This is a genomic window from Pleomorphochaeta sp., from assembly GCF_050031695.1.
GTDB lineage: Bacteria > Spirochaetota > Spirochaetia > Sphaerochaetales > Sphaerochaetaceae > Pleomorphochaeta.
In genome coordinates, this window is sequence record NZ_JBNAIC010000018.1 from 1 (window position 1) to 25,784 (window position 25,784).

18 protein-coding genes and 1 pseudogene are annotated in these 25,784 nt (G+C 27.1%); 9 read left to right on the forward strand and 10 right to left on the reverse strand.

The features are described 5' to 3' along the window. Nucleotides 1–447: 447 nt before the first annotated feature. The 8 genes from ACPKM0_RS03830 to ACPKM0_RS03865 all read left to right on the forward strand — a co-directional run bounded on the left by ACPKM0_RS03830 (nt 448) and on the right by ACPKM0_RS03865 (nt 13,771). Complete coding sequence (locus ACPKM0_RS03830) at nt 448–1,725, forward strand: ABC transporter substrate-binding protein (protein WP_472473485.1); 1,278 nt, start codon at nt 448–450, stop codon at nt 1,723–1,725. A 685-nt stretch (nt 1,726–2,410) separates the two neighbouring features. Then, nucleotides 2,411–3,298 carry a carbohydrate ABC transporter permease gene (locus tag ACPKM0_RS03835; RefSeq protein WP_472473486.1) on the forward strand — a complete coding sequence of 296 codons (888 nt, stop codon included), beginning with the start codon at nt 2,411–2,413 and terminating at the stop codon, nt 3,296–3,298. Nucleotides 3,299–3,301: 3 nt separating this feature from the next. Further along, a complete protein-coding gene (locus ACPKM0_RS03840) occupies nt 3,302–4,138 on the forward strand; it encodes a carbohydrate ABC transporter permease (protein WP_472473487.1) in 837 nt (278 codons plus the stop codon). Between the two features lie 88 nt (nt 4,139–4,226). Beyond that, entirely contained in the window at nt 4,227–5,807 is a 1,581-nt protein-coding gene (locus ACPKM0_RS03845) for a GH39 family glycosyl hydrolase (RefSeq protein WP_472473488.1), read from the forward strand. Nucleotides 5,808–5,924: 117 nt separating this feature from the next. Further along, complete coding sequence (locus ACPKM0_RS03850; RefSeq protein WP_472473489.1) at nt 5,925–8,108, forward strand: beta-glucosidase; 2,184 nt, start codon at nt 5,925–5,927, stop codon at nt 8,106–8,108. A gap of 401 nt (nt 8,109–8,509) precedes the next feature. After that, nucleotides 8,510–10,309 (forward strand): cache domain-containing sensor histidine kinase, encoded by a 1,800-nt coding sequence (locus ACPKM0_RS03855; RefSeq protein WP_472473490.1) that lies wholly within the window; start codon nt 8,510–8,512, stop codon nt 10,307–10,309. Beyond that, complete coding sequence (locus ACPKM0_RS03860; RefSeq protein WP_472473491.1) at nt 10,302–11,816, forward strand: response regulator transcription factor; 1,515 nt, start codon at nt 10,302–10,304, stop codon at nt 11,814–11,816. Before ACPKM0_RS03855 ends, ACPKM0_RS03860 begins: the two co-directional genes overlap by 8 nt. 395 nt (nt 11,817–12,211) lie before the next feature. After that, nucleotides 12,212–13,771 carry an ATP-binding protein gene (locus ACPKM0_RS03865; RefSeq protein WP_472473492.1) on the forward strand — a complete coding sequence of 520 codons (1,560 nt, stop codon included), beginning with the start codon at nt 12,212–12,214 and terminating at the stop codon, nt 13,769–13,771. A gap of 455 nt (nt 13,772–14,226) precedes the next feature. On the opposite strand, the pseudogene ACPKM0_RS03870 reads toward ACPKM0_RS03865, so the two are convergent. The 4 genes and pseudogenes from ACPKM0_RS03870 to ACPKM0_RS03885 all read right to left on the reverse strand — a co-directional run bounded on the left by ACPKM0_RS03870 (nt 14,227) and on the right by ACPKM0_RS03885 (nt 16,446). Continuing rightward, nucleotides 14,227–14,889: pseudogene (locus ACPKM0_RS03870) on the reverse strand (nucleotidyl transferase AbiEii/AbiGii toxin family protein). Between the two features lie 15 nt (nt 14,890–14,904). Next, nucleotides 14,905–15,066, reverse strand: coding sequence for a hypothetical protein (locus ACPKM0_RS03875; protein ID WP_472473493.1), 162 nt, complete (start codon nt 15,064–15,066; stop codon nt 14,905–14,907). Beyond that, nucleotides 15,059–15,652 carry a type IV toxin-antitoxin system AbiEi family antitoxin domain-containing protein gene (locus tag ACPKM0_RS03880; protein ID WP_472473494.1) on the reverse strand — a complete coding sequence of 198 codons (594 nt, stop codon included), beginning with the start codon at nt 15,650–15,652 and terminating at the stop codon, nt 15,059–15,061. The genes ACPKM0_RS03875 and ACPKM0_RS03880 overlap by 8 nt, the downstream gene beginning before the upstream one ends. A 638-nt stretch (nt 15,653–16,290) precedes the next feature. Next, nucleotides 16,291–16,446: a hypothetical protein gene (locus tag ACPKM0_RS03885; protein WP_472473495.1), complete on the reverse strand. Its 156-nt coding sequence runs from the start codon at nt 16,444–16,446 to the stop codon at nt 16,291–16,293. A 321-nt stretch (nt 16,447–16,767) separates the two neighbouring features. Between ACPKM0_RS03885 and ACPKM0_RS03890 the strand changes: the two genes are divergently transcribed. After that, entirely contained in the window at nt 16,768–19,260 is a 2,493-nt protein-coding gene (locus tag ACPKM0_RS03890) for a glycoside hydrolase family 3 protein (protein WP_472473496.1), read from the forward strand. A 455-nt stretch (nt 19,261–19,715) separates the two neighbouring features. On the opposite strand, the gene ACPKM0_RS03895 is transcribed toward ACPKM0_RS03890, so the two are convergent. The 6 genes from ACPKM0_RS03895 to ACPKM0_RS03920 form a co-directional block, all read right to left on the reverse strand. Further along, the gene (locus tag ACPKM0_RS03895) at nt 19,716–20,585 is read right to left on the reverse strand and encodes a carbohydrate ABC transporter permease (RefSeq protein WP_472473497.1); all 870 of its coding nucleotides are present in this window, start codon (nt 20,583–20,585) and stop codon (nt 19,716–19,718) included. A gap of 9 nt (nt 20,586–20,594) precedes the next feature. Beyond that, the gene (locus tag ACPKM0_RS03900; protein ID WP_472473498.1) at nt 20,595–21,503 is read right to left on the reverse strand and encodes an ABC transporter permease; all 909 of its coding nucleotides are present in this window, start codon (nt 21,501–21,503) and stop codon (nt 20,595–20,597) included. A 77-nt stretch (nt 21,504–21,580) separates the two neighbouring features. After that, on the reverse strand, nt 21,581–23,134 hold the full coding sequence (locus tag ACPKM0_RS03905) for an extracellular solute-binding protein (protein ID WP_472473499.1): 1,554 nt from the start codon (nt 23,132–23,134) through the stop codon (nt 21,581–21,583). Nucleotides 23,135–23,149: 15 nt separating this feature from the next. Further along, nucleotides 23,150–24,055 carry an N-acetylmuramic acid 6-phosphate etherase gene (gene murQ, locus ACPKM0_RS03910; protein WP_472473500.1) on the reverse strand — a complete coding sequence of 302 codons (906 nt, stop codon included), beginning with the start codon at nt 24,053–24,055 and terminating at the stop codon, nt 23,150–23,152. 79 nt (nt 24,056–24,134) lie between these two features. Then, a complete protein-coding gene (locus ACPKM0_RS03915) occupies nt 24,135–25,301 on the reverse strand; it encodes an anhydro-N-acetylmuramic acid kinase (RefSeq protein ID WP_472473501.1) in 1,167 nt (388 codons plus the stop codon). Next, nucleotides 25,301–25,777, reverse strand: coding sequence for a GNAT family N-acetyltransferase (locus ACPKM0_RS03920; RefSeq protein ID WP_472473503.1), 477 nt, complete (start codon nt 25,775–25,777; stop codon nt 25,301–25,303). The genes ACPKM0_RS03915 and ACPKM0_RS03920 overlap by 1 nt, the downstream gene beginning before the upstream one ends. Nucleotides 25,778–25,784 lie beyond the last annotated feature (7 nt).

The window sequence follows — 25,784 nt, forward strand, 5'->3', positions numbered from 1 at the left end:
CTAATGCAACCTTTAGTTTAGTGTCTTTGCTAATTGTCCTTCTTTTTCTACCCATAATTAATATATTATTCCTTTAGGAATAAACTAACAAGGATTCGTGAAATTATTTTTCTGCTGTCTAGTAACTCGTCTCAGTATAGATAATAAATATACTTTTTAATTTTTACCTTTCTTTATACATAAAAAATGGCCTAAAATATGTATTAAATTGTTTAATTATGTATAAAACTTGTTTAATCCTTGATTTTATTCAAGTTTAAATAAAGAAACTAATAAAAACCTATTTAATTTTTTACCTTAAATTTAAGGAATTTAGACACCAAATCTGGAAAAATTGTAATTGTTGGCTCTCTTTTGTAACCGTATAATTAAGATAAGTTTAATGATTATTCAACAATTAATTAACAAATATATTAGTTTTGGATTCTTTTTATCGGAGGTATTTTTATGAAAAAAAAGGTTGTTTTACTAGCATTAGTTTTAGCAATAATTGTAGGTTTATCATCTTGTTCAAAAAACAAGAGTAGCGAAGATAGTGTATCATCTAGTGTAAAAGAAAAGGATGAGACTGTAACTCTATCAATTATGGGATGGTTAGAATGTAACCAAGACGGTTTACAAGCAGTAGCTGATTTGTATACTAAAGCAAATCCTAATGTAACAGTAGAAATTGAACTTTTAGAAACATCACAGTATGATCAAGTATATATGGCACGTATGGCATCTGGTGAAGGTGCTGATATTATGGCAACACGTAATGAATCTGCAGATAAGAAAAATTATGCAGCAGGTGATTATGTAGCAGATCTTTCAAATTTAGAATGTAGAGTGAATTTCAAAGAAGGTATGGATGAAGCTGGAAGTTATGAAGGTATAATACAAAGTTTTCCTATTCAAGCAGATGTTTGGGGTGTTTGGTATAATGAAGATCTGTTAGCAGAATTAAATCTAGAATTTCCTAAAACTATAGGTGAATTTATGCAATGTTGTGAAGTTGCTAAAGACGCTAATATTTTACCAATTGCAAACGGTTTAAAAGATGGTTGGACAGTTTGGATGAGCGTTTGGACTTTATGGGGTAAAGTTGCTGAAGATGATCCTAATTTCTTTAATAAAGCACAATTAGGTGAAGTTAAATTCTCAGATAATCCTAATGTTGAATGGGGTATCCAACAAATGAAAGATTATTATGATGCAGGCTATTATATTGAAGATTTATTAGGTACATCACAAGAAAGTGCACAACAAATGTTCTTTAATGGAGAAGCTTTATTCTGCCCATCAGGAAGTTGGTTTTTATCTGAGCTAAATGCTGCTAATTTAGATTTTGAATTTGGTTTTGCAAAACAACCTTACAATGAAGAGATTCAAGATGATATTTATGCACAAGGTGGTTATAGTTCTATGCTATCTGTTTATAAGGACTCAAAAAACATTGACATAGCAAAAGATTTTATCAATTTCTTCTACCAACCTGAGAATTACTCAGTATATTGTAAAAAAGCTGGAGTTACTGGAGTTGTATTAAAAGATATCGAAGTAGAAGGTGGAGCTGCAGCTCAAGATATTGCAGACTGTATCTCAGCTAAAGGTGTAAACCTTCATCCAGGTTCAGCTCAAGATACTCTTCATTCAGGCGTTCAAGCAGTTATTGCTAATCAAAAAACACCTGCTGAAGTTGTACTAGATATGGATAAAGCTATTGAAAAATCATTGGATAAATAAGCTGTAATTAATTATCAAAAGGTGTTTATTATAATAATAATCACCTTTTGATGTGTAATATTAAAGCTGAAAAAAAATGTAATCAATTATTTTAAAACTAATTATATTTTTCAAATTTGAAGATCAATCTTAAAAGTAATATGAGTGTATTTAATTAATAATTATTATAAATATAGATCAAATACTTTAATTATAATTATGAAAAATCTGTTCTTCAACTTTTAGACAGTTTTTAATATATTTTTAATATTTATTTTTGTTTATAAAGAGCATTAATTATTAAAATAAAGGATAACAGTGTACCTTATATAAATTCGTTATCTCTAAATCAATTGCTTTATACTTTATAGAGAAGCTAATCAATCTTTAACTAATATTTGTTATTAATCAAGCTTTAGATCATTTTAGTAAATTTTTTAGTACATAAAATATATGTGTTATTAAAATTAGTATTTTCTATCCTAGATTGTAGATTATATAAAACTAGATTTAGTACTTTTTAATAATATATTTTATTTAAAGTAGTTGAATATAATTCATCTAACTATTATTTGATTGGGGATTTAAAGTTAACGAATTACAAAGAAAATAATTATAACTTTATAAAAGAAAAGTAAACATAACTTAGATGTTCCTTAATTGTTCATAATTATTATTTCAAATAAAACCTAAATACGGAGTAAAAATGTATATTAAAAGAGAAAAAGTTAGTAAAACAATACAACCTTATATATATCTCATACCAGGAACTGTGATATTTACCATTTTTTTTATAATACCTGTAATTATTACATTTATATATGGGTTTACAAATTATGATGGATTTCAAAAGTCATTAAATTTTGTAGGTTGGAAAAATTATGTAAATATATTTAAAGATGAGATTTTTTTTCAATCATTACTAAATAATGGAAAATTAATTTTATTATACAATACAGTAGGCTTATTAATATCCTTAGCCTTAGCAATATTACTAAATCATGCAAGATTTAAAAATTTTTATAGAATGTTATTTTTCTTACCTGTAATTATAAGTACAGTTGCCGTTGGATATATGTGGACCTATATGTATGACTCAAATACAGGGATTTTAAATACTTTGTTTAAAACAGTAGGCTTAGATCCTGTTAGTTGGTTAGGCAATTTTAGAATAGCTTTTTATTCAATTGTTACTGTTGATATTTGGAGAGGACAAGGTAATAACATGATATTGTTTTTAGCTGGTCTACAAACTATTCCTTCAGAGTTATATGAAGCTTCTAAAATAGATGGAGCAAATAAACTTAAACAACTTAGATATATCACACTGCCTTTGTTAAAACCAATGATAGCAATGGTTATTTTATTAACAACTGTTGGATGTATTAAAGCCTTTGATTTAGTTTTTGTTATGACTAATGGCGGTCCTATGCATTCTACAGAGTTAATTGCAATGAGAGTATTTAAAGATGCTTTTGGTAGTGGTGGAACACATTATTATGGTTATGCATCAGCTGAAGCTACAGTACTGTTTTTAATTACTCTTTTAGTTTCTTTAGTTCAATTAAAATTTTCAAGAAAGGAGAATAATTAAACAATGAATAAGAGTAAAAAATATAATATTAAATTAATTTTTGGATATAGTGTATTAACTATAGTGGCTCTACTTTATATATCTCCTATCATAATGATGGTTTTAAATTCTTTAAAAACTCCAGCTGAAATAAGGAAGGCTCCACTTGGACTACCAGATTCTTTTTATATTGGTAACTATATAGAGTCATGGCAGATGGGAGGATTTGGTAGATTATTTATAAATAGTGTAGTAGTAACTTCAGTTACTTTAATTTTAATTTATATAATAAATATTGTAACAGCTTATCCTTTTGCTAGAATGAACTTTAAAGGTAAAAATGTTCTATTTATAGTATTTCTAAGTGGGATGATGTTTCCTATGCAAATGGCAATTATTCCATTATTTAAAATTATTACTAAATTACATTTAGTTAATAATCCCTTAAGTTTAGCTTTTGTATATACAGCATTTTCAATGCCCATGGGTATATATATTCTTTCAACATATATAAAAGCTTTGCCTAAAGAATTAGAAGAAGCTGCTGTTATTGATGGTTGTAGTGGAATAAAACTTTTAGTGAAGATTATTGTTCCATTGTGTAAACCTGCTTTAGCTACAGTTATGATTATAAATGGTATAACTGTCTGGAATGATTTACTTTTACCAATTATTGTAATGACTAAAAATTCTGCAAAAACACTACCTGCAGGTCTTATGTATTTTTCAGGTCAATATCAAACAAAATGGGAATATATAACTTCTGGTATTGTAATTATAAGTATTCCAATGGTGATTTTTTATCTTACGATGCAAAAGGATATTATAAATGGACTAGCAGCAGGAGCAGTTAAATCATAATAAATAACAGTTCTAGTAAATTTAGTATTTTATTTCAAAAATAAGGATATTACATTTTATTGAATTTATATGTTAGAGGAATTATAAGATGGTAGAAAATATAGATGTATCAGCAAAAGAAAATAATAAAGAAATAGTACATTTTTGGAGTACTTGTGTTGGTGCAGGTAGGGCAAATGAAGGGCTTCGTGCAAATTGGCAAAAACAATTAAGTACAGTTGTAAAAAATTGTGGTTTTAAATATATTCGCTTTCATGGTTTATTTAATAAAGACATGTTTATATATAGAGAAGAAGAAAATAAAGCTATTTATAACTGGCAATACGTTGATGAATTATTTGATAGTTTATTAGATATTGGTATAAGACCTTTTGTTGAATTTGGATTTTGTCCAGAAGATATGGCTTCCTCAAGTAATACTCAATTTTGGTGGAATGGTTATGTTTCCCCTCCAAAAGATTATGATAAATGGGGATGTTTAATCAAAAAATGTTTAATCCATTGGATTGAGAGGTATGGCCTTGATGAAGTTCGTCAGTGGTATTTTGAAGTATGGAATGAACCAAATTTATTTGCCTTTTGGGCATCAACTAAAAAATTATATTTTGAATTATATAAAGTTAGTGCCCTTTCAATAAAAGAAGTGGATTCTCTTCTAAGAGTAGGTGGTCCTGCTACTAGTAATTTTGTTCCTGACGATAGATTTGTAAAAGATATGGAAGATACTTCAAAGCAAATGACTTTTAAAGTTAATGATATTGATAAACAAAAATGGGAAGCTGTTTGGTTAAAAGATTTTATAGACTATTGCTGTAGTGAAAATCTTCCTGTAGATTTTATATCAACGCATCCTTATCCTACAGATTTTGCTCTTGATGGACATGGTAAAACAAGAGGGCTTAGCAGAGAAGTAAATTCAACACAACAAGATTTAAAATGGCTTAGAAATTTTATAGATAAAAGTGAATACCCTAATGCAGAGATTCATTTAACAGAATGGAGTTCGAGCCCTTCTCCTCGCGATTTTGCTCATGATTATTTACCAGCTGCAACATTTGTTGTTAAAAGTAATATTGAATCTTTAAATTTAGTAGACTCTCTTTCCTATTGGACATTTACAGATGTTTTTGAAGAAGGAGGAGCTGGAGATACAATTTTTCATGGTGGCTTTGGAATGATAAACTTTCAATCAATTGTTAAACCTACCTTTCATGCATATCGTTTCTTAAATTATTTAGGCGATAATGAAGTAAGTCGATCAGATGGATATATAATTACAAGATTTAAAGAAGATAATAGAATTAGTGCCTTAATTTATAACTATCCAAATGAGGTTAGTCAAGCTGTACCAATTTCTCCATATCCAAATTGGAATGTAGCAGAAAAAACTTTAGCTACAGGAGCAAATAAGAAATTAAATTTCAAGTTAAGAGATCTTTCTCCTTCAACAAAATTTATAGTTGAAACACTTGATGCAAATCATGGCTTTGCTTTTAAAAAATGGAAAGAAATGGGTATGAAAGCTTCTTTAACTAGAGCACAAATTGAAGTTATAAAAGAATCAGCTTTAGCAACTAAAAAAGAATATTATGAAGTTAGAGAAGATGGAATATTAGAAATTAATAAAGAAGTTGAGCCTTGGAGCTTAATTTCTATTAGACAGCTATAAAGTTAAAATATATTTTTACTTTTTTATATTTAATATAAAAATTATTTATTTCAAAGTGAAATAGAATAATAAGTATTAAATTTTGGATTAAAACTAAAAAAAAGGAGATTATTTCATATGAAAGAATTTATGCATATCAATCATATTGATGAAATTTTAGCAATGGATAAAAAAATGCAAATGGAATTACGATTAAAGGTGAAAAAACATTTGCTTGAAAATCCTAGTTTGCATCTTTCTACTGAATGGGGAATTTTAGCTGATGTAGATTTAAATAATGTTGAATCTTTTATAGATAATCTTTTAAGTGAAATGACTTTAGAGCAAAAAATAAATCAAATGTCAGGGGATTATTTGCCTGCAATTGGTCAATTTGTTTTTGATAGATATAATTATGAGCCATATTTTGCAGGAGAAGATATTTCTTTAAATATACCAGCTATTAAGTTTAGTGATGGTCCTAGTGGTGTAGTATTAGGATATAGTTCAACGGCCTTTCCTGTATCTATGGCTAGAGCAGCAACTTTTGATACAGAACTAGAAGAGAAAGTTGGTAATGCTATTGGAATTGAAGCGAGATCTCTTGGTGCTAATTTCTTTGGAGGAGTATGTATTAATCTTCTAAGACATCCTGGATGGGGAAGAGCTCAAGAAACTTATGGGGAAGATCCATATTTGTTAGGAACTATGGGATCTTCACTAATAAAAGGTGTTCAAAACCATATGATGGCTTGTGTAAAACATTTTGCAGCAAATAGTATTGAAAATTCTCGATTTAAAGTAAATGTAAAGATGGATGAGAGAACTTTACGAGAAGTATATTTACCTCATTTTAAAATGTGTATAGACAATGGTGTTGCAGCAGTAATGAGTGCATACAATCAAGTACTTGGTAAATGGTGTGGTCATAATTCTTATTTACTAACTGATATTCTTAAAAAAGAATGGGGCTTTTCTGGTTTTGTGATGTCTGATTTTTCTTTTGGAATTAGAAATACTATAGAAGCAGCTAATGCAGGATTAGATGTGGAAATGAATATAACTCAGTATTATGGTGATTTATTAGTTGAGGCAGTAAAAGATGGTGATGTAGCAGAAGAAAAAATAAATGAAAGTGTAAAAAGAATATTAACTCAAAAAATAAGATTTGCACAAATTAGTGATAGTTCAATATATTCTAAAAATAAAGTAGCTTGTAAAAAACACCGTAATCTGGCCTTAGAAGTTGCAAGAAAATCAGCTGTTTTATTAAAAAATGATAATTTACTTCCATTAGATAGAAACAAAACAAAGAGAATTATGGTAGCTGGTAAGTTTGCTAAAGAAGGTTGCTTAGGAGATGTTAAAGGAAGTTCTGCAGTCTTTCCCCCATATGTAATTTCTGCTTTAGATGGAATTATGAAAGCATCTAGAGAAGATGTTGAAGTTGATTATACTAGTGCAACAGTTTTTGATATTGTTAGAAAAAAAGGTAGTAATTATGATGCTGTTATTGTTTATGTTGGTTTAAATGAAATGGATGAAGGGGAGTATTTCCCTTTATCTTCAGAAGATAGTATTGGTGGAGATAGAATATCTCTTAGTTTAAAACCTAATGATTTAGAATTAATTCAAGCAGCCTATGAAGGTAATGAAAATACAATTGTAGTTCTTCAAGGAGGAAGTGCAATAGAAGTTGAGCCGTGGTGTAATAAAGTTAAGGCTATTATAATGCAATGGTATTCTGGTATGGAAGGAGGAACGGCTCTAGGAGAAATTATATATGGCGATATTAATCCTAGTGGTAAATTGCCTATAACTTTTTATAAAAATGCTCAACAACTTCCATATTTTGGCTTAGATATAGATTCAATTGAGTATGAGTATTATCATGGATATTTTGCAGTTGATCAATATAAACAACAAATTAGTTATCCTTTTGGTTTTGGTTTGAGCTATACTACTTTTTATTTTGGTGAACCTAAACTATCTTCTTCTTCAATAACTAAAGATAGTTCAATATTTGTTTCTGTTGAAATTAAAAATATTGGAGATGTAGAAGGAGCTACAGTACTTCAACTATACATAGGAGCTCTTAATTCTAGAGTTGAACGTCATAAAAAAGATTTAAAAGCTTATAAACGTGTTAACTTAAAACCTAGTGAAAGTAAAATAATATCACTCCCAATAGAAGCCTCTTCTTTAGCCTATTATTCCACAGAGATTTCACAATGGGAAATCGAATCTTGTAAATATAGAGTTTTTGTAGGAAGTTCTTCTAGTGAGAAGGATTTAAAAGTTATAGATTTTGAAGTTTTATAGAAAAGATATATTATGTAATAAAGAGGATTTATTAATCTTTTTATTACACTAAAAGACATATAATACAGTAATGTAAAATAAGACTTATAGATTTTAAATATTTACTTTGAGAATATAGATATATATACGTTGTTTGCATTTACACAATATTTGAATTATGATGATAGTTATTTTATTTAGAGTGTTTATTATATGATGACTAAATTTTTATTATGTAAAATAAAATTTTTAAAATTAGAGAATAAGGGAGCAATTAGATACTCAATTGAATTATCTTTGATTATGGTTTTCTTCAAAGATTTTTATAACTATTAAATTAGTATAATTAATAACTAGTTGATTATAATATATTTCTTGCTTTCATTACTTTGAATAAATAGTAAAACTAAGGGATTAGAAAAATGAAAAATAAAATATTCTATAGCTTACAAAATAAAATAATTTTTTTCGCAGTATTCTTTGTTATACCTCCGTTGCTTATTTTAAATATTGTCACATCAGATCAATATAATAAACAATATAAAAATGCTATGAATGCAATAACAACGAGATTAGCAGGTCAAATTACTAATAATATAGATACTTATTTTCAAAAAATTAATCAAATTTCGTTTATGCCATATTATGATGGAGAAATTCAAGAAATCTTAAACAATTCTTTTTTAAGTAATGGTGAAAATTTAAATAATGATTTAGATATAAAATATAAATTAAATGATTTTCTTTTTCAAATGAGTTTGCAAGATAAATATATTCGCTCAATTTATATTTTTGATATGGATAATGATTTAATTGCTCAGAGAAATACTTCTGGAAGAAATTCAGATACTGATTTTTTTATTCCCTACATAGAGAATATGGGAGAATTAGAAAGTCAGACAATAGCAACTCATGATCAAACTTATGTAAGACAGTCAGATTCTGTTGTATTTTCCTTTATTAGGCTAATTAAGGAAGTAAAAACCAATACACCGATAGGATATCTTGTTTTAGATATTAGTATTGATAGTATGGAAGATATTCTTCATGGAATAGATTCTCCTTTTTATAATAATGTTGAGATATTCAACAACAATAATGAAACTATCTATACAATGACTAATGATGAGAGAGCAAATGAATACACTAAAGACGTAGTTAAAAATATTGAAGAATATAGCATATTTGAAGTTAATGAAATAAAGTATTATTTAAGTTATTCAGTCTCTGAATATACAGGTTTTACTGTTGTTATATCTGTAGAAGAAAATGAATTAATGGGAGATATGAATAATTTAAGGAATAGAAATTTATTTTTACTATTATTTTTGTTGTTTTCTGTTTTATTTGTTACAATTCTAGGAACAACAAGATTAATCATTCCTTTGAAAAGACTTGTTGAGGCTATGAAATCAGTAAGTAAAGGTGATTTTAAAACTCAAGTTACTATTAAGACAAAAGACGAAATTGGGATTTTATCTCAAAATTTTAATCAAATGATTAACTACATTGATACTTTAATTACAAAAGAATATCAAGCTGAGTTAAAAAATAAAGATTCTGAATTAAGGGCTTTACAAGGTCAAATTAATCCACATTTTTTATATAACACATTAGAGAGTATTTCTATGGAAGCTGAGATTAATGATGATACAGACGTTGCAGATATGATAAATGATTTAGGTGTATTTTTTAGATACTCTATTGAAAATAAATCCAAGTTTATAAATATAATGGATGAAATAGACCATATTTCAATATATATAGCAATTCAAAATATTAGATTTGATAAGAGAATAGTGTTTACCTATAATGTTCTAGATGAATTAAAGAATTGGAATATAGCAAAGTTGATGATACAGCCATTAATTGAGAATTCTATAATTCATGGTTTAAGAAATAATAATGATATTCTTTTTATAAATCTAAATATAGAAAAAAAGGATAATTTAATTATTCTTACTATAAGAGATAATGGTAATGGAATGTCACATAATAAACGTGAATCATTGTTGAAATTTATTTACAATGAGAATATAGAAGATACAAGCAAATCAATTGGGCTAAAGAATGTTCAACAAAGGATAAAACTTATATATGGTTCTGAATATGGAATTAGCATAGCCTCTAAAAAAGGTTGTTGGACAGAATTAGTAATACAATTCCCTCACACTCAAACAGAAGTTGATTCATATTTAAACAATGGAGTCAAAAATGATTAAGCTAATTATTGTGGATGATGAAAGCTCTACTATAAGAGGAATAAAGAGAATGATAAATCGCCAACAAACAGGATTTGTTGTGGTTGGTGAAGCAATGGATGGAAATCAAGGTATTAGAATTGCAACAGATTTATCTCCTGATGTAATTATTACTGATATTCGGATGCCTAATCTTAATGGTATTGAAATGATGAAGCAGATAAAAGCAAAATTACCAAAAACAAAGTTTGTTGTCTTAAGTGGTTATGGCGAGTTTGATTATGCACAAGAGGCTATTAAAGTAGGTGCTATTGATTATTTATTGAAGCCAATTAGTAGTAAAAACTTTTATCCATTATTGGAAAAAATTAAGAGTATTATCGATATAGAAAAACACAATAAAAAGGAAGTCTCTCGCATTCAAGCTGAGAAAGAATTACAAAAATTACTTTTTACAGGGAGATTAGGAACTAATCAAATAATTATTCAAAATAAGAAATATAATATTGAAATAATAACATTAGAGCGAGAAATTTTTGATAACAATAGTAAGTTATTTTTAGAATCTTTAGAAAAGAGAGTTGAGAAAAATAAAGGAGTTTTACATAATATTGATAAATATAAAATTCTCATATTAGTAAGTGAAGAATCTATAGCAGATATCGTTGAATTTAATTATAAAATTCTAAATGATGCAAAAAAAGTTGAAATAAATATTAAGATTAACAGTATTAAATCAAGTTGCAGGACTAATAACATTCAAATAATGTATGAAAAATTATTAGAATTTGAGCAACTTAATTTTTATTTTGATAATAGAAGTGGAGTTCGTTATTTAGAAGGTAATGAATTAACTAATATAAATATTGAATTATTAGATGGATTGTTTGATATTGATAATATTGTAGATTTAGTTCAAAAAAATGATGTAAAAAAAGTAATTGATCTCTTTAAAAAAGCAATTCTAATTTTTGAAATAAATAGAGTAAAAGTCAATGATGTTAGGCTTTATATATATGATGTGACAAGAAACGTAATTGATAAATTATTAGTTTATGATATGATAAGCGAATATCAATTGATAGCTATGGACAATGATATACAAGAAATATTAGTTGTTGAAAATAAGAAAAAATTAGAAGATTTACTATTTAATATTTATAGTAAAACAAAAAATTATAAAGAAGATAATTTAGATATAAGTAAAAAAAAGGTTGTCTCTGATATAAAAAAATTTATTAGAAGAAATTTTGATAAAGATATTGGATTAAATGATGTTGCTGATTTTATTAATTTGAATCCGAAATACGTAAGTGATTTATTTAAAAAAGAAGCTGGAATTAATTATACCAATTATTTAAGAAAAATTAGAATTATTCACTCTAAAGAATTATTGGAGCATTCTAATCTAAAGATCTATGAAATATCAAATAAAGTTGGATATAAAACTTCTAAACATTTTATAAAAGTCTTTAAAATTGAAACAGGGTTCACTCCTAATGAATATAGAGAAAAATACAAGAAATAATCTTTTATATTTTCATTTATGAAAATATTATAATGGGCCTATCAAAGCTACTACTTTCCTTTTATCTATGTTTTTATAATTGTATAAATAAGGTTTACCCATTTTACCAGAACCAATAACTGCTAATCTTATTAGAAGATATATCTTTTAATTAAGAGGCTTCATCAGTAAGTGTGGGTAAAATTTATAAAATTGAAGTTAATTTATATCAGTATATTAGAGTTTTAAAGAAATTAATAAATTTAAAGTTAAAAGTTGGGATTTAATTACGAATTCTTGTTATTGCTATCTTCTAATGTCAAAAGCTTGATTAAGTGCTCTGTCCACAATTACTAATAAATCATTTTTTAGTCTTTATACTTTTATTCAAATTCAATTAATGTTAAAATTAAATTATGAAGAATTTACCGATTGGTGTTGAATCTTTTAGTAAGATTAGAGATAAAGAAAATAATTATTTTTATGTAGATAAAACTAAATTTGCTTATGATTTATTTATATCTAAATTAAATATGGTTCTTTTATCACGACCAAGAAGATTTGGTAAAAGTCTATTTGTAAATACGTTAAAAGAATTGTTTGAAGGGAACAAAGAACTATTTGAAGGTTTATATATATATGATAAATGGAATTGGGATGAAATCTTTCCAGTTATTCATATTAGTTTTTCATCAACTAGTGGAAGTAAAGAAAAATTCCTCTCAGCAGAGAGAACTATTATAAAAGAATACTATAATCAATATGATATAGCTTATGATGATTCTGAATCAATCGAATCTAACTTTAGTATTTTAATAAAAGAAGTTTTTAAATTAACAAAGAAAAAAGTTGTTATCTTAATTGATGAATACGATAAACCAATCTTAGATAGAATAGAAAATGAAGAAGAAAGAGATTGGGTAAAAACAGAAGTTAGCAATCTATATTCTTGTTTAAAAAAGCAAGATAGTTATATAAAGTTTGCTTTATTAACAGGTGTAACAAAATTTAATCAAGTATCTATTTTTTCTGGCTTAAATAATTTAGTTGATATTTCTTTGCTTCCAGATTTTGCTGATATTTGCGGATATACTAATTATGATTTAGATACTGTATTTAAAGAAAGAGTAATTAATGTAAATAGAGATAAGTTAAGAGAATATTATGATGGGTATGATTTTAATGGATCAAAATTATATGCACCACAAGATATTCTTCAATTTTTTAGAAGTGGAAATATATATGATAATTATTGGTTTAGCTCAGGAACTCCAACATATCTAGTTAAACTATTAGAAACTAATAAATATAATATTCAAAAATTTGATACTAATTCAATTAAGAAAACAAGTACTCAATTATTAACTCCTTATGATGTAGAAAAATTAGACCTACCTGTATTACTTTTTCAAAGTGGTTATTTATCAATTAAAGAAAAAAATGAAAGAGATGGGAGAGTTAAGTTTATTCTAGATTTTCCAAATATTTCAGTTAGATCTTCTTTTTATAAAATATTATGTGAGTTTATTTATGAAGGTGATGTAAATGATTCTTCGGAGAATTTATTTGATGCATTATATGATGCTAATTTTGATTTAATGGAGAAAACTATTAGAACATTATTTGCTGGCATTCCTCATCAATATAATCCTGTTTTAGGAAATGATAAAAGATTAAGTGATTATGAAGGATATTATAGCTCAATAATATTTTCTCATCTTAAGTCCACAAATGTATATATAGAAGCTGAAAGTTCAACAAATCATGGAAGATTAGACTTATATGTAAGAACAGTAAATTATCATTATATCTTTGAGTTTAAAGTCACAAAAACTGATGCATTAGCTCAAATAGAAGAAAGAAAATATTTTGAGAAATATCTAGGTGATACAAAGAGATGTTTATATCTTGTTGGTATCAACTTTGATATTGATGATAAAAATTTTAGTAAGTTTGAATATAAACAAATAGATTAATCTAAACAATATGGTATGACCTAAAAATTTGCAATATTGTGAGTCAGAATAAAAAGCTTAAGTGGTATTTTATTTAAATATAGATATAAATAGGAACGAAAAGTTTGAACAATTTAGTAAAATAAGTTCAAAAATGTATGTACTTTTTAATAATTATTTTTCATACTATCAAAAAAATATGTAGAGAAAGAAAATGAAAAAAATTATTGCTATTTTAGAGGCTTCATCAGTAAGTGTGTGTAAAATTTAATAAATTGAAGTTAATTAATATCAGTATATTGGAGTTTTAAAGAAATAAATAAATTTTAACCTGAATCCGTATAAATTATAATAATTGATAAATTTGGTGGGTGTTGTAATATACAAAGTAATAGAAAGTGGCCTTCATATCGTATAATTTTTATTTACATATCGGGAGGGGGGTGTGGACAAAAAGTTGGACTAAAAATTTGATATTAAAGTAAAGAAATTTGATTAACAATACCTAATGAATCATCAATAACTTCTTCAAAACTTATTTCACCTACATATGGGTTTTTCTTAGTAAAAATTTTCCAGCGATTTAAAAAAGTTTCGTTAACTTTTAATTTTTCAAATAATTCTTTAATTTTGACTATATCAAACTCTGTTTTTCGATAAGAGAAAGTCCTTTCACAAGCATTTTTTAAATTTATAAAATCAATTTCTTTTAATTTTAACTTATAGAGAATATGCAAATCATAATAATCTTTACTACGACTATTAAGAAAATTTCTTTTATATATAGTTTGTAATTTCTCGGCTATCATTGTTTCAATCGGATAAGCATTTATTTCTATTTTATCATGCCCGAAAATACTTTAAAAATTATAATCGATTGGACCTGGTGTAACAACATCTCCTGTAGCAATATCTAAATGTACAATTTGTTCAATATTTTCTAATTTGCAAAGAAATTTTACCCTAAATCCCCCATACTGATTGTCTTCTTTAATATTTTCTATATTTTTAATTATATAGGTTAGAGCTTCATCAGATTTATTGCTTAATGAATCATCTAATATTTCTAAAATTTTTTCATAAGAAAATTTACCATCTTTATATAAAAGGTCAATATCTGTAGTACTTCTTGCATTTATTCCAACAACATTAGATTATATAAAACCGCCTTTAAATATAAAGTTTTCTTTATATTTACCTTTAGATAATTGCTTTAAAATACTTTCTAAAAAATAATAAATCATAATTGAATTAAATGGTAGGCCTTTTTCTTTACTAACTCTATGGCATTTGTTTAATAACTCTATTTTATTCATAGGCAATCTCCATAACTTCTCTAACTGCTTTTTCAATTTTCATTTTTTGAGCAATCTCAAATAATTTATTTAGATCTCTATTTTCATATCTTTGATATGACTTTATTGCTTTTAAATATATTTCAATATCTATTTTATCTTTGTGAGCAATAAAATCGCACAGAATCCTTTCAAAAGAATATACTCTTACAAAATTACCATACATAGTTTTAATTTTAATTGAACCTAACTCAAATATATTCTTATTTACATAATAAACATTAATATTCGATATTAAATCATTAAATTTATAATTATATGGAACTGATACATCCCATACTAAAGGAAGTCTATCAGTTAATCCTTGTAAAAAGAGAGCCGTTTCATATGAATAAATAGTCTTCTTAAAGCGATACTGAAAAAAATAATAATCATCATAATTTGCATCATTATTTAAATATAGGCCTTTCTCTATCTTAAATAATAAACCAGATTTTTCTAATCGGTTTAAATAAATAGTAGGGATTCCATTTTCTTTACAATAAGATGAAGTAATCATCCCACCAGATTCTTTCATATAATCCATTATTTTCTTTTTATAATTCATAAAATATAAACCTCATATTGTTGCTCTCACACGGAAAATTTACAATATTCTCCGTGCAAAAGCAACAATATAAATAATCACAATAACATAAATTTTTAATTAATATTCAATATATCTAAATTTTTTATTAGTTCTAACTTAGAAATTTTAAAAAAAAGAAATGATAAATCATGCCGATAAGGGCTTTTTTCCCACAATGAAACACTTGATATTTTGCTGCAAGTTCTTGAACTGGAGCTTCTTATTTTATTGCTTCTAAGGCAATCTTTAGTTTAGGGTCTTTGCTAATTTTCCTTCTTTTTATACCTATAAATAATATATTATTCCTTTGGGAATAAACTAATAAGGATTCGTGAAATTGTTTTTCTGCTGTCTAGAAACTCATCTCAGTATATTTTAACTATGTTATTTAAAACTGGGCGTTTATATGATGATATTTAAATAATATTGATTTTTTATGATTGAATAATAATCCATCATTGATAGCACTCTTAATTTTGTTTAGCAGGTTTAGATTACAATATACTTTGTGAAAAAATTACTAGGGTAAGACAAAAATAGTAATTTATAGAAAATAGAGAGCCGAATAATGATTCAGTTGAAAGTATCATTGTTGCTTTTATTAACGTTGTCTGTCTTTATAAGAAAGTGTAGATATAATAACAAACACAACAGGTACTTAATACTTCTAGATATAGTACTGATAAATTTTTAAGTTTATAATCTTTCACTGTTACTTCAAAGCCATTAAAGATATCAAATACTAGAAATGCAAGAATAGCAGCAGCTAGCATTTTAGAAATTCTATGGGATATTCCTAACTCAATTTCGTAAGAAAGAATAAAAAATGATAGTGATGAGTGATACTGATCATAGGTATATAGATTTATAATTATTCTTTTTATATTATTAAGATTACATCTTTTTATAAAACTAAAAATCTTATATATAATAATAATGGTTATTCTATAGATAGATTAATTAATAAAAAAGACAGATTTTTTAATATAAAATTAAAAATAATATATGATAATGTGTTTAAGACGATTAATAAAAATAAAATATAGAGTCTATGCTTTTATATTTAAACAAACAACTTTAATTTGAGGTTAAGAATGAAAGAGAGAATATTTACAGGTACAACTAGTAATGATGTACAAGATTTTGAAAAAGTTGGTTCTAAAGTTTCAATGGATAGTGCAACTGAAGGTTTTGTTTTATTAAAAAATGAAGGAAATCTACTACCTCTTGATAAAAATCAACCAGTTTCCCTTTATGGTTCAGGTTCTGTTTTTACAGTTAAAGGTGGAACAGGCTCGGGTGATGTTAATGTAAGAAAAACTGTATCTATTTATGAAGGGCTGAAAAACCATGGTTTTTCAATCAAAAGTGAAAAATGGATTAAAAGTTATAGAAGTATATATACTAAAGCTAGAGAAGATTGGAGAGATGAGCTTTGGAGAAGACTCGATAATCCAACTGAAGAAGATAAGTTCTATATATATGCTAAATTTCCATTTACAATACCAGAAGGGGATGTCCCAAGTGAAAAAACTGATGCTAGAACAGGCATCTTTGTTCTATCCCGTCAAGAAGGTGAAGGCCAAGATACTTTTGAAGAGAAAGGTCATTATTACTTAAGTGAAAGAGAAGATGAAATTCTTTCTTTTATCTCTAAAAATTATGAACATGTCGTTGTATTAATTAATACAGGTTCTGTAATTGACTTATCTTTTATTGATAAATATAAGAATATTGATTCAGTGCTTTTAGTATCAGGGCCTGGTCAAGAAGGTGGAAATGCTGTAGCTAAAGTAATTTCTGGTGAAATAACTCCTAGTGGGAAATTAACAGATACCTGGGCTAAAGATTATAAAGATTACCCTAATTCTAAAACATTCTCTCATAATAATGGAAATACAGATACAGAAGTATATGAAGAAGGAATTTATGTAGGATATCGTTATTTTGATACTTTTCAAATTGAACCTCGCTATTGTTTTGGTTATGGTCTATCTTATACAACTTTTAATTCAAAGCTTATTAAAGCTTCATTAATTAATGAAGCTAATTCTAAATCTAAAGTGGAATTACAAGTTGAAGTAACTAATACTGGTAATGTTGACGGTAAAGAAGTTGTTCAAATCTATGCTTCTTGTCCTATTTCTAATAAACAAAAAGAATATCGTAGACTAGTTGGTTTTGATAAAACAAGTTTATTAAAACCTACTGAAAGTGAAGTTGTATCAATAACAATTGATACCTCTACTTTAGAAACTTTTAGTGAAAGTGAATCAGCTTGGTTGTTAGAAAAAGGCTCTTATGTATTATTTGTAGGTAATAATCTTAATTCTAGTAAAGCTGAGGTTGTATTAAATATAGACAAAACTGTGGTAATTGAGAAAGTTCAAAGTGTTTGCCCTCTGAAGACTGAAATAAATGAATTAGAATTACCTATCTCTAAATTAGAAGAGAGAAGAAATAGGTTGTTAACAAGAGTAAGTAATCTCATTCAATTAAAACTTTCTACGGCTTATTTTACTACTAGAGTAGTAAAATATGGAGATGAGAAGATATCTAGTGAAATTATGGATTTTGTTGATAAATTAAGTGAAGAGCAATTAATTAAACTCTCCTGTGGTGAAATGGGAGATAGCTCAGATAACTTTGGATCTTCAGGGGATAGAGTACCAGGTGCTGCAGCACAAACAAGTAATTGTGCACAAAATGATGGATTACCAGTAATATCTTTAGCAGATGGCCCAGCTGGTCTACGTCTTACTAAAAATTATTCAGTTAAAAATAATGAAGTTCAATTATCCTCCTTTGAAACTAATCTTGAAAATGGATATTTGAGTCGTGAAAAGCTTGATGGCACTATATATCATCAATATTGTACAGCTTTTCCTATTGGAACCTTATTAGCTCAAACTTGGAATAAAAAGCTAATATATAAAGTTGGTGAAACTGTAGCTAATGAAATGAGACATTTTAATGTAACATTATGGTTAGCACCGGGTATGAATATACACCGTAATCCTTTATGTGGAAGAAACTTTGAGTATTATAGTGAAGATCCTTTTATCTCAGGTGTAATAGCGGCTTATATGACTTTAGGAGTTCAAAGTATTGAAGGTAATGGTACAACCATTAAACATCTTGCTTTAAACAATCAAGAAGATAATAGAGTAAAGAGTGATTCAGTAGTAGGGGAGAGAACTTTAAGAGAAATATATTTAAAAGGTTTTGAAATTGCTACAAAGATGAGTAATCCATACTCTATTATGACAAGTTATAATTTAATTAATGGTATACATGCTGCTAATAATTTTGATCTTTGTACAAAAGTAGTTCGTGATGAATGGGAATATTCTAATTTAATTATGACTGACTGGAATACAACTCAAAATGGTAGAAATTGTACAGCTTCAAAGTGTATTGCAGCAGGTAATGATGTAATTATGCCAGGTTCTAAAAGAGATACTGATGATATTAAACGAGCATTAGATAATGGTGATATTAGTTTATCTCAATTAAAAAAATGTATCGCTCATCTAATCACTGTAATACAGTTTGATAAAGAGAGATATCTTGAGTTAAATTCATAAATAACTAAAATTAGTGAGTAAATTATGAAAAAATAATTTACTCACTAACTCAACATACAATTTAGAAACAAAATTAAAAAATATTAAAACTGATTGTAAACTTCACATTTATAATTCAATTATCTGTTTTGAAATATGTGAAAAAGATTTTGTTCATTAAATTGATATTTTTTACTAAATGGAGAATATAGAGATTTTTAGCTTTCATTAATTATCTTGAAATGGAAATGTTATTTAACATAATTAATATAATTTTGTCAAAATAAAAAAGTTGTTGTGCTTAAATCTCTTGTCTTATTCTTCTGCTAAACTATATTTAAATTATGATATTTAATTAAAGTTTATAAATTTTTGTAATCTTTTAGTTAAAACTTTACAAAATTTAATAAACTTTTTCGAGTAACTTTACAAAAATTTATAAACTATTTGATTTTAAGCTAATTATATATTAAAGATTATCCTTTAACAGATCCTATCATAACACCTTTAACAAAGTATTTTTGTAAGAATGGATAGATTGCTATTATAGGAAGTGTTGTTACAATAATTACAGCACCTTTTATGGATATACCAATTGTTGATTTATCAACTGCTCCTGCAGCATCACCAACCATGCTAGTACCATTTACTATATTTCTTAAAAATAACATTACTGGGAACTGAGAAGATTTAAGATAAATTAATCCATTAAACCAATCATTCCAAAAGAAGACTGCTGTATAAAGCCCTACAGTAGCTAGTCCTGCTTGTGAAAGCGGTAATACAATCTTCCATAATATTCCAAAGTAGTTGAGTCCGTCTATTAATGCAGCTTCTTCAATTTCAGTTGAAATTGATTTAAAGAAATTGATCATTAGTATTAGATTAAAAGGATTAATAGCAAAAGGTATTAATATTGCCCATCTAGTATTTGTTAAATGAAGATATGATATTAATAAATAATTTGGTATTAAGCCTCCTGTAAAAAACATTGAAAATACTACTAGTTTCATGAAAAATTTATTTCCTTTTAAGTATGTCTTACTTAATGGATATGCAAATAAAACATTTAAAAAAAGAGATATTAATGTTCCAAATACTGTATAAATTAAAGTATTTTTATAAGCATGGAAAAAGTTTGGATATGTAAAAATCGATTTGTAGGCTTCAAAATTTAAGCCTTTTGGCCAGATAAATACTTCATTATTTAAAATATTTTCAGGTGCTGATAGAGATAAAGCTAAAATGTATATAAATGGGACTAAACAACTTAAAATTGTTAATAACATTAATATATTTACAACTGCATCAAATATTATAGTACTTCTAGTTTTGTAAGTTTTCATTGCTATCTCCTAATATATGCTTTGACCTGTTAGTTTTTTACTTAGACTATTACTAGAAGAAACCAATATTATACCAATTATTCCAGTAAATAATCCTATTGCTGTAGCATATGAGTAGTTTTGGTTTGCAAGCCCTATTCTATATACTAAAGTATCTAATATATCACTTACGTTACTATTCGTTGGAGTGTACATTAATAATATTTTTTCAAAACCTAGTGATAATAATCTTCCAATATTAAGTATTAACATTACCATTATGGTTGGTAAAATTGAAGGAATTGTTATATAAAAGATTTGTTGTAATCTAGTTGCTCCATCTATTGTAGCAGCTTCATACATATCTGATGATATAGAAGTAATTGATGCTAGATATATAATTGCAGTCCATCCTGTAAATTGCCAAGTGTCTAGTAATACATAAATCTGTCTAAAATAGTCAGGCTCATTCATATAATAAATCGATTCTAAACCAAGTTTCGCTCTTAACATATTAAATATACCTGTACTAGGAGAAAGTAACTCACTAACGATTGCTATAACAACTACTGTTGAAATAAAGCGTGGCATATAAGAAATAGTTTGTACAAATTTCTTATAATGTCTATTTCTAACTTCATTCAATAGTAGTGAAAATATTATAGGAATCGGGAAGTTAATAACTAAATTTAATAAACTTAATACAAGAGTATTTTTAAAAGCTGTCCAAAAAGCTTGATCTTTAAAAAATAATTTAAAATATCTTAAGCCTACCCATTCTGTACCAAATGGTCCCATACCTGGTCTATAACGTCTAAAAGCAAGTATGTTTCCAAACATTGGAATATATTTAAAAATTATAAAATATAATAAAGGGAGAACCATCATAGCATATAACTGCCAATATTGATGTTTGTTGGCTTTCTTTAGTTTTTTCATGAATAAGACTCCTGTTTAAGTATTTTAAACATAGTGCTCTGAATTATCAGAGCACTATATATTAAATTTTGTATATTTTATAAATTATCGTTATACAAAGCGCAGAATTTTTCAATTCCTAATTTTTTCATAGTTGAAACATATTCATCCCAATCAGCATCAATGTCTTTAGCACCAGTTAAGAATGCATCATTCCATCTTTCAAAAGAATCTGAAAGTGGTGTTTGTAACATTCCAGCTTCTTCACTTTGCATATCATCAAAGTTAGGAGTAGGTGGGATGTATTGAATAACATCACCCATTTCTTCAACAACTTTGTTAATAGCTGAATAGTTTTCATCGTATTTTGTCATTTCTCTTTGGTTGATCCAAACCATTTGTGTTACATCACTACCACAACCATATTTTAGTTGTAAGTATTTATAAATACCTTCTTCAGCATTAACAATTTCATCTGTAAAAGTAATTGATCCATCACTATTTGTTGTATATGTAACTCCTTCTTTACCTAAGCAGAATTCTTTAGAATTTTCTTCTGAGAAGAACATATTATCAACTGCTCTAACGATTTGTTCAAAGTCATCTCTTTGTGATGTTTTATATGGGAACATAATACCTGAACCTGTTTTACTCTTAGGTTGGTGATGTGCACCAGATGGACCTTCTAATGAAGGGTACATTTGTAATTTATAACCATCAATTGATGTTGCAGCTTCTAAACCACCAATTTGGTCATAATATGCATATGAAGCCATAGCTTTACCTGTTACTAATTTTTGTGACCATCTATCTCCATCGATTGGTTCAGCCATTTCAGGGTCTAATAAACCTTCTTCATATAATTTATGGAAGTAAGTAACATATTCTTTATATTCTTCACTTATAGCACCTTCGAAGTATACTTTGTTAGTATAATCCCAGCTTAATGTGTTTGTTCCACTAGCTCCATTTTTACCTAAAGAAATACCAAAGGATGGCATTGTCATTCTGTATAATACTCTAGGACCAGCTAGAATTGTTAATGGGTAAGAATCTGGATTGTTTTCTTTAAACACTTTTAATACGTTATATAAATCGTCATAAGTTTTAGGAGCTTCTAGTCCATATTCCTCTAATAAGTCTTCTCTTAAAATTAAACCACCATCATAGAATGGTACATCGGTTAGAGATGGCATATAGTATCTCTTCCCATCTTTTAATTCTAATTGAGCAACTTCTTCACTCATATTAAAGTTTTCAACCATTTTGTTAAAGTTTGGAGTCCAATCACTATAATCACTGATTGGTACTAGTGCTCCATTTAATGCTAAGTTAGCATTTTCACCTTTGGTAGTTTGATATAAAATTACATCAGGGGCATTTGTTCCTGTATTAAGTGCTAAAGATACTTTTGTACTATAATCAGCAATTGGGATAATTTCCCATTCAATATCAAGATTTGAATCTTTAGCAGCATCATTAATTGCTAACCAATCTGATTTAAAAGGCAATGTTGCATTATCTGAATAATACATTGAAATTTCTATAGGACCTGTGGTTCCTGTAGTTGAGTCTGCTTCTTTTGCACCACTTGCAAATACTGAACTAAAACATAATGAAATAGTTAGTAATGAAAATAACAGTTTTTTCATATTTTTCTCCTCTCCTTATAAATTGTTATCTAACACATTATTTATATTACCTTTGTTCTCTTTTAAAAGAACTTGTGCGGTTTCTAAGTCCGTGTTTAGTAACACCATGATTATACTTGCTCTAACATTCATGTTTGATTCATAAAAGGTTCTACTAGCTTCTTCTTTAGAACAATCAGTTATTTCACATATCATATTTATAGAGCGTTTTACTAATTTTGAATTTACTGGGTTTAAATCAATCATCCAGTTGTTGTAAACTTTGCCAATTTTAATCATTGCAGTAGTTGTAATCATATTTAATATTAGTTTTTGTGCAGTACCAGATTTCATTCTAGTTGAACCTGTAATTATTTCAGGACCAACATCAGCAAATATTCTATGTTGTTTATTAACTACATCAAATATTTTTGCATTATGATTACTACTTATTGCTGCAGTACTGCAGCCTACTGAATTAGCATATTTTAGAGATTCAATAACAAAGGTTGCACCACCGTTAGCTGTTATTCCTATAAGTGTATCTTTATTTGATAATCCTATTTTTTTACAAGCAGCAATTCCGGCTTCTTTATCATCTTCAACATCTTCTACACTATTTCTTAGTGCATAATCTCCACCAGCGATTATTCCTTGAACCATTTGTTTTGAAACGCCAAAAGTAGGAGGACATTCTGAAGCATCTAATACTCCAAGACGACCAGAAGTACCAGCTCCAATATATATTAATCTCCCATTGCTTTTAAAAGATTTAACTACTAATTTTATAACATTAGCTATTTCATCTAAACTTTTTTCAACTGCTATTGGGACTTTCTTATCTTCAGAATTAATTATTTTTATAATATCGTAAATAGATTTAGTATCTATTTTGTTAGAATTTATATTTCTTTGTTCAGTTGTAAATGTGTTATGTTCCATAAATTAATTATACACAGATATATAAAAATAGCAATATTTTATTTCATGAATTTGTATGTAGTTTTGAAATTTTATTTCATTAGTATGAAATCTTACCCATAATTACACTATGTTTAGCACCTGTTACTGATTGAAGATTGTTACTTTTTTTATTCAGTGTCTCATTAGCAAGTATGGCAAAAGCTATTGCTTCTTTAGAATCACTATTTAAGCCCATATCTTCAAATGTAATGATATTTATTGAAGGTAGTAGCTTTTTTAAGCTATTAATTATTACAGCATTGTGAGAGCCACCGCCACCAATTATTAGTTTATCTATATCAATATTAGCAAAATTTTTTATTCCAATTTCTATGCATTTCGCTGTGAAATATGTACATGTATAAATAACATCTTCATTAGTTATATTTTCCATATTTTGAATATCTAAAATCTTTTTTATGTATTGATCGTTGTATTTTTCTCTTCCTGTTGATTTAGGAAGAGGCTTAGATAAGTAATCATCATTTAGAAGATGCATGAGTAATAATTTATTTAACTCTCCTTTTTGAGCCATTTTTGCATCTTTATCAAAAGATTGTTCACCTTTTGTATATATAGAAATTAGATTATCAATAATCATATTACCAGGACCTGTATCAAAAGCTTTAACCTGATTGCTATTGCACATTTTTGGTAGTATTGTAATATTGCTTATTCCTCCTATATTTTGGAGGGCTATGTTTTCTTTTTCACTTCTAAAGAGTATATATTCTGTGTATGGGACTAATGGAGCCCCTTGTCCTCCAGCAGCCATATCTCTGACTCTAAAATCTGAAACAACTGGACAATTAAATGCCTCATTTAGATAAGAAGGCTCTCCAAGTTGTAGTGTTCCACTAATCTCTTTATCTAAATATTGAATTTTGTTTGGTAAATGGTAAAAAGTGTGTCCACTTGTTCCAATAAAGTCTATTTTCTCTTTTTCTATATTACAAGTATTACATAAAGTTATAGCCGCATCACAGAATTTTTTTCCCAAATAGATATCTATTTTTAATAATTCTTTTGATCCACCTGTATTCCCTAGTGCTAATTTTAATAATACTTCTTTTTCTTTTTTATTATAGGGGAGTGTGATAAAACCAAGTTGCTTGTATTTTGTTGATAAGCCACTGTTATATATTTTTATTAGAACAGCATCTATTCCATCCATTGATGTTCCACTCATAAGTCCTATAGCATACTTTTCTCTATTTTCTTCCATTATTTCATACCTAAAAAATCTTTATAAATGCCTGGATTTGAGCCTGGAATTTCTATAGCATTAACACATTTTTTATAAAAATCTTTTGGGCCAACTCCTCCTATAATTGCATATCCATATCCTTCATTTCTCATAGCTTTTAAGGCTTCAATTAATAAAGCTTTCCCTATCCCTTTTCCCTGAAATGTGTCTAATACTCTTGTAGGACCAAAAAAGTTAAGTTTTGTAGCATTGTAACAAGCATATCCTATAATTTCTTTTTCTTTTACAGCTAAAAATATTGAGATAGGTTTATTAGAAAAGCAAACGGATGCTTCTCCTTTTGCAAATATACTAGAGTGTTTTTCTATCCAATCAAGTATTGGGTATTTGTCAGGAGAGAGAGCTCTAATGATTTTAATATTTTCTTCTTCTAGTTTAGAAATTAATTTTCTTGAATCAGGGAGGTCATACAACCTTACTAACATATCTTCCATTTTTTTC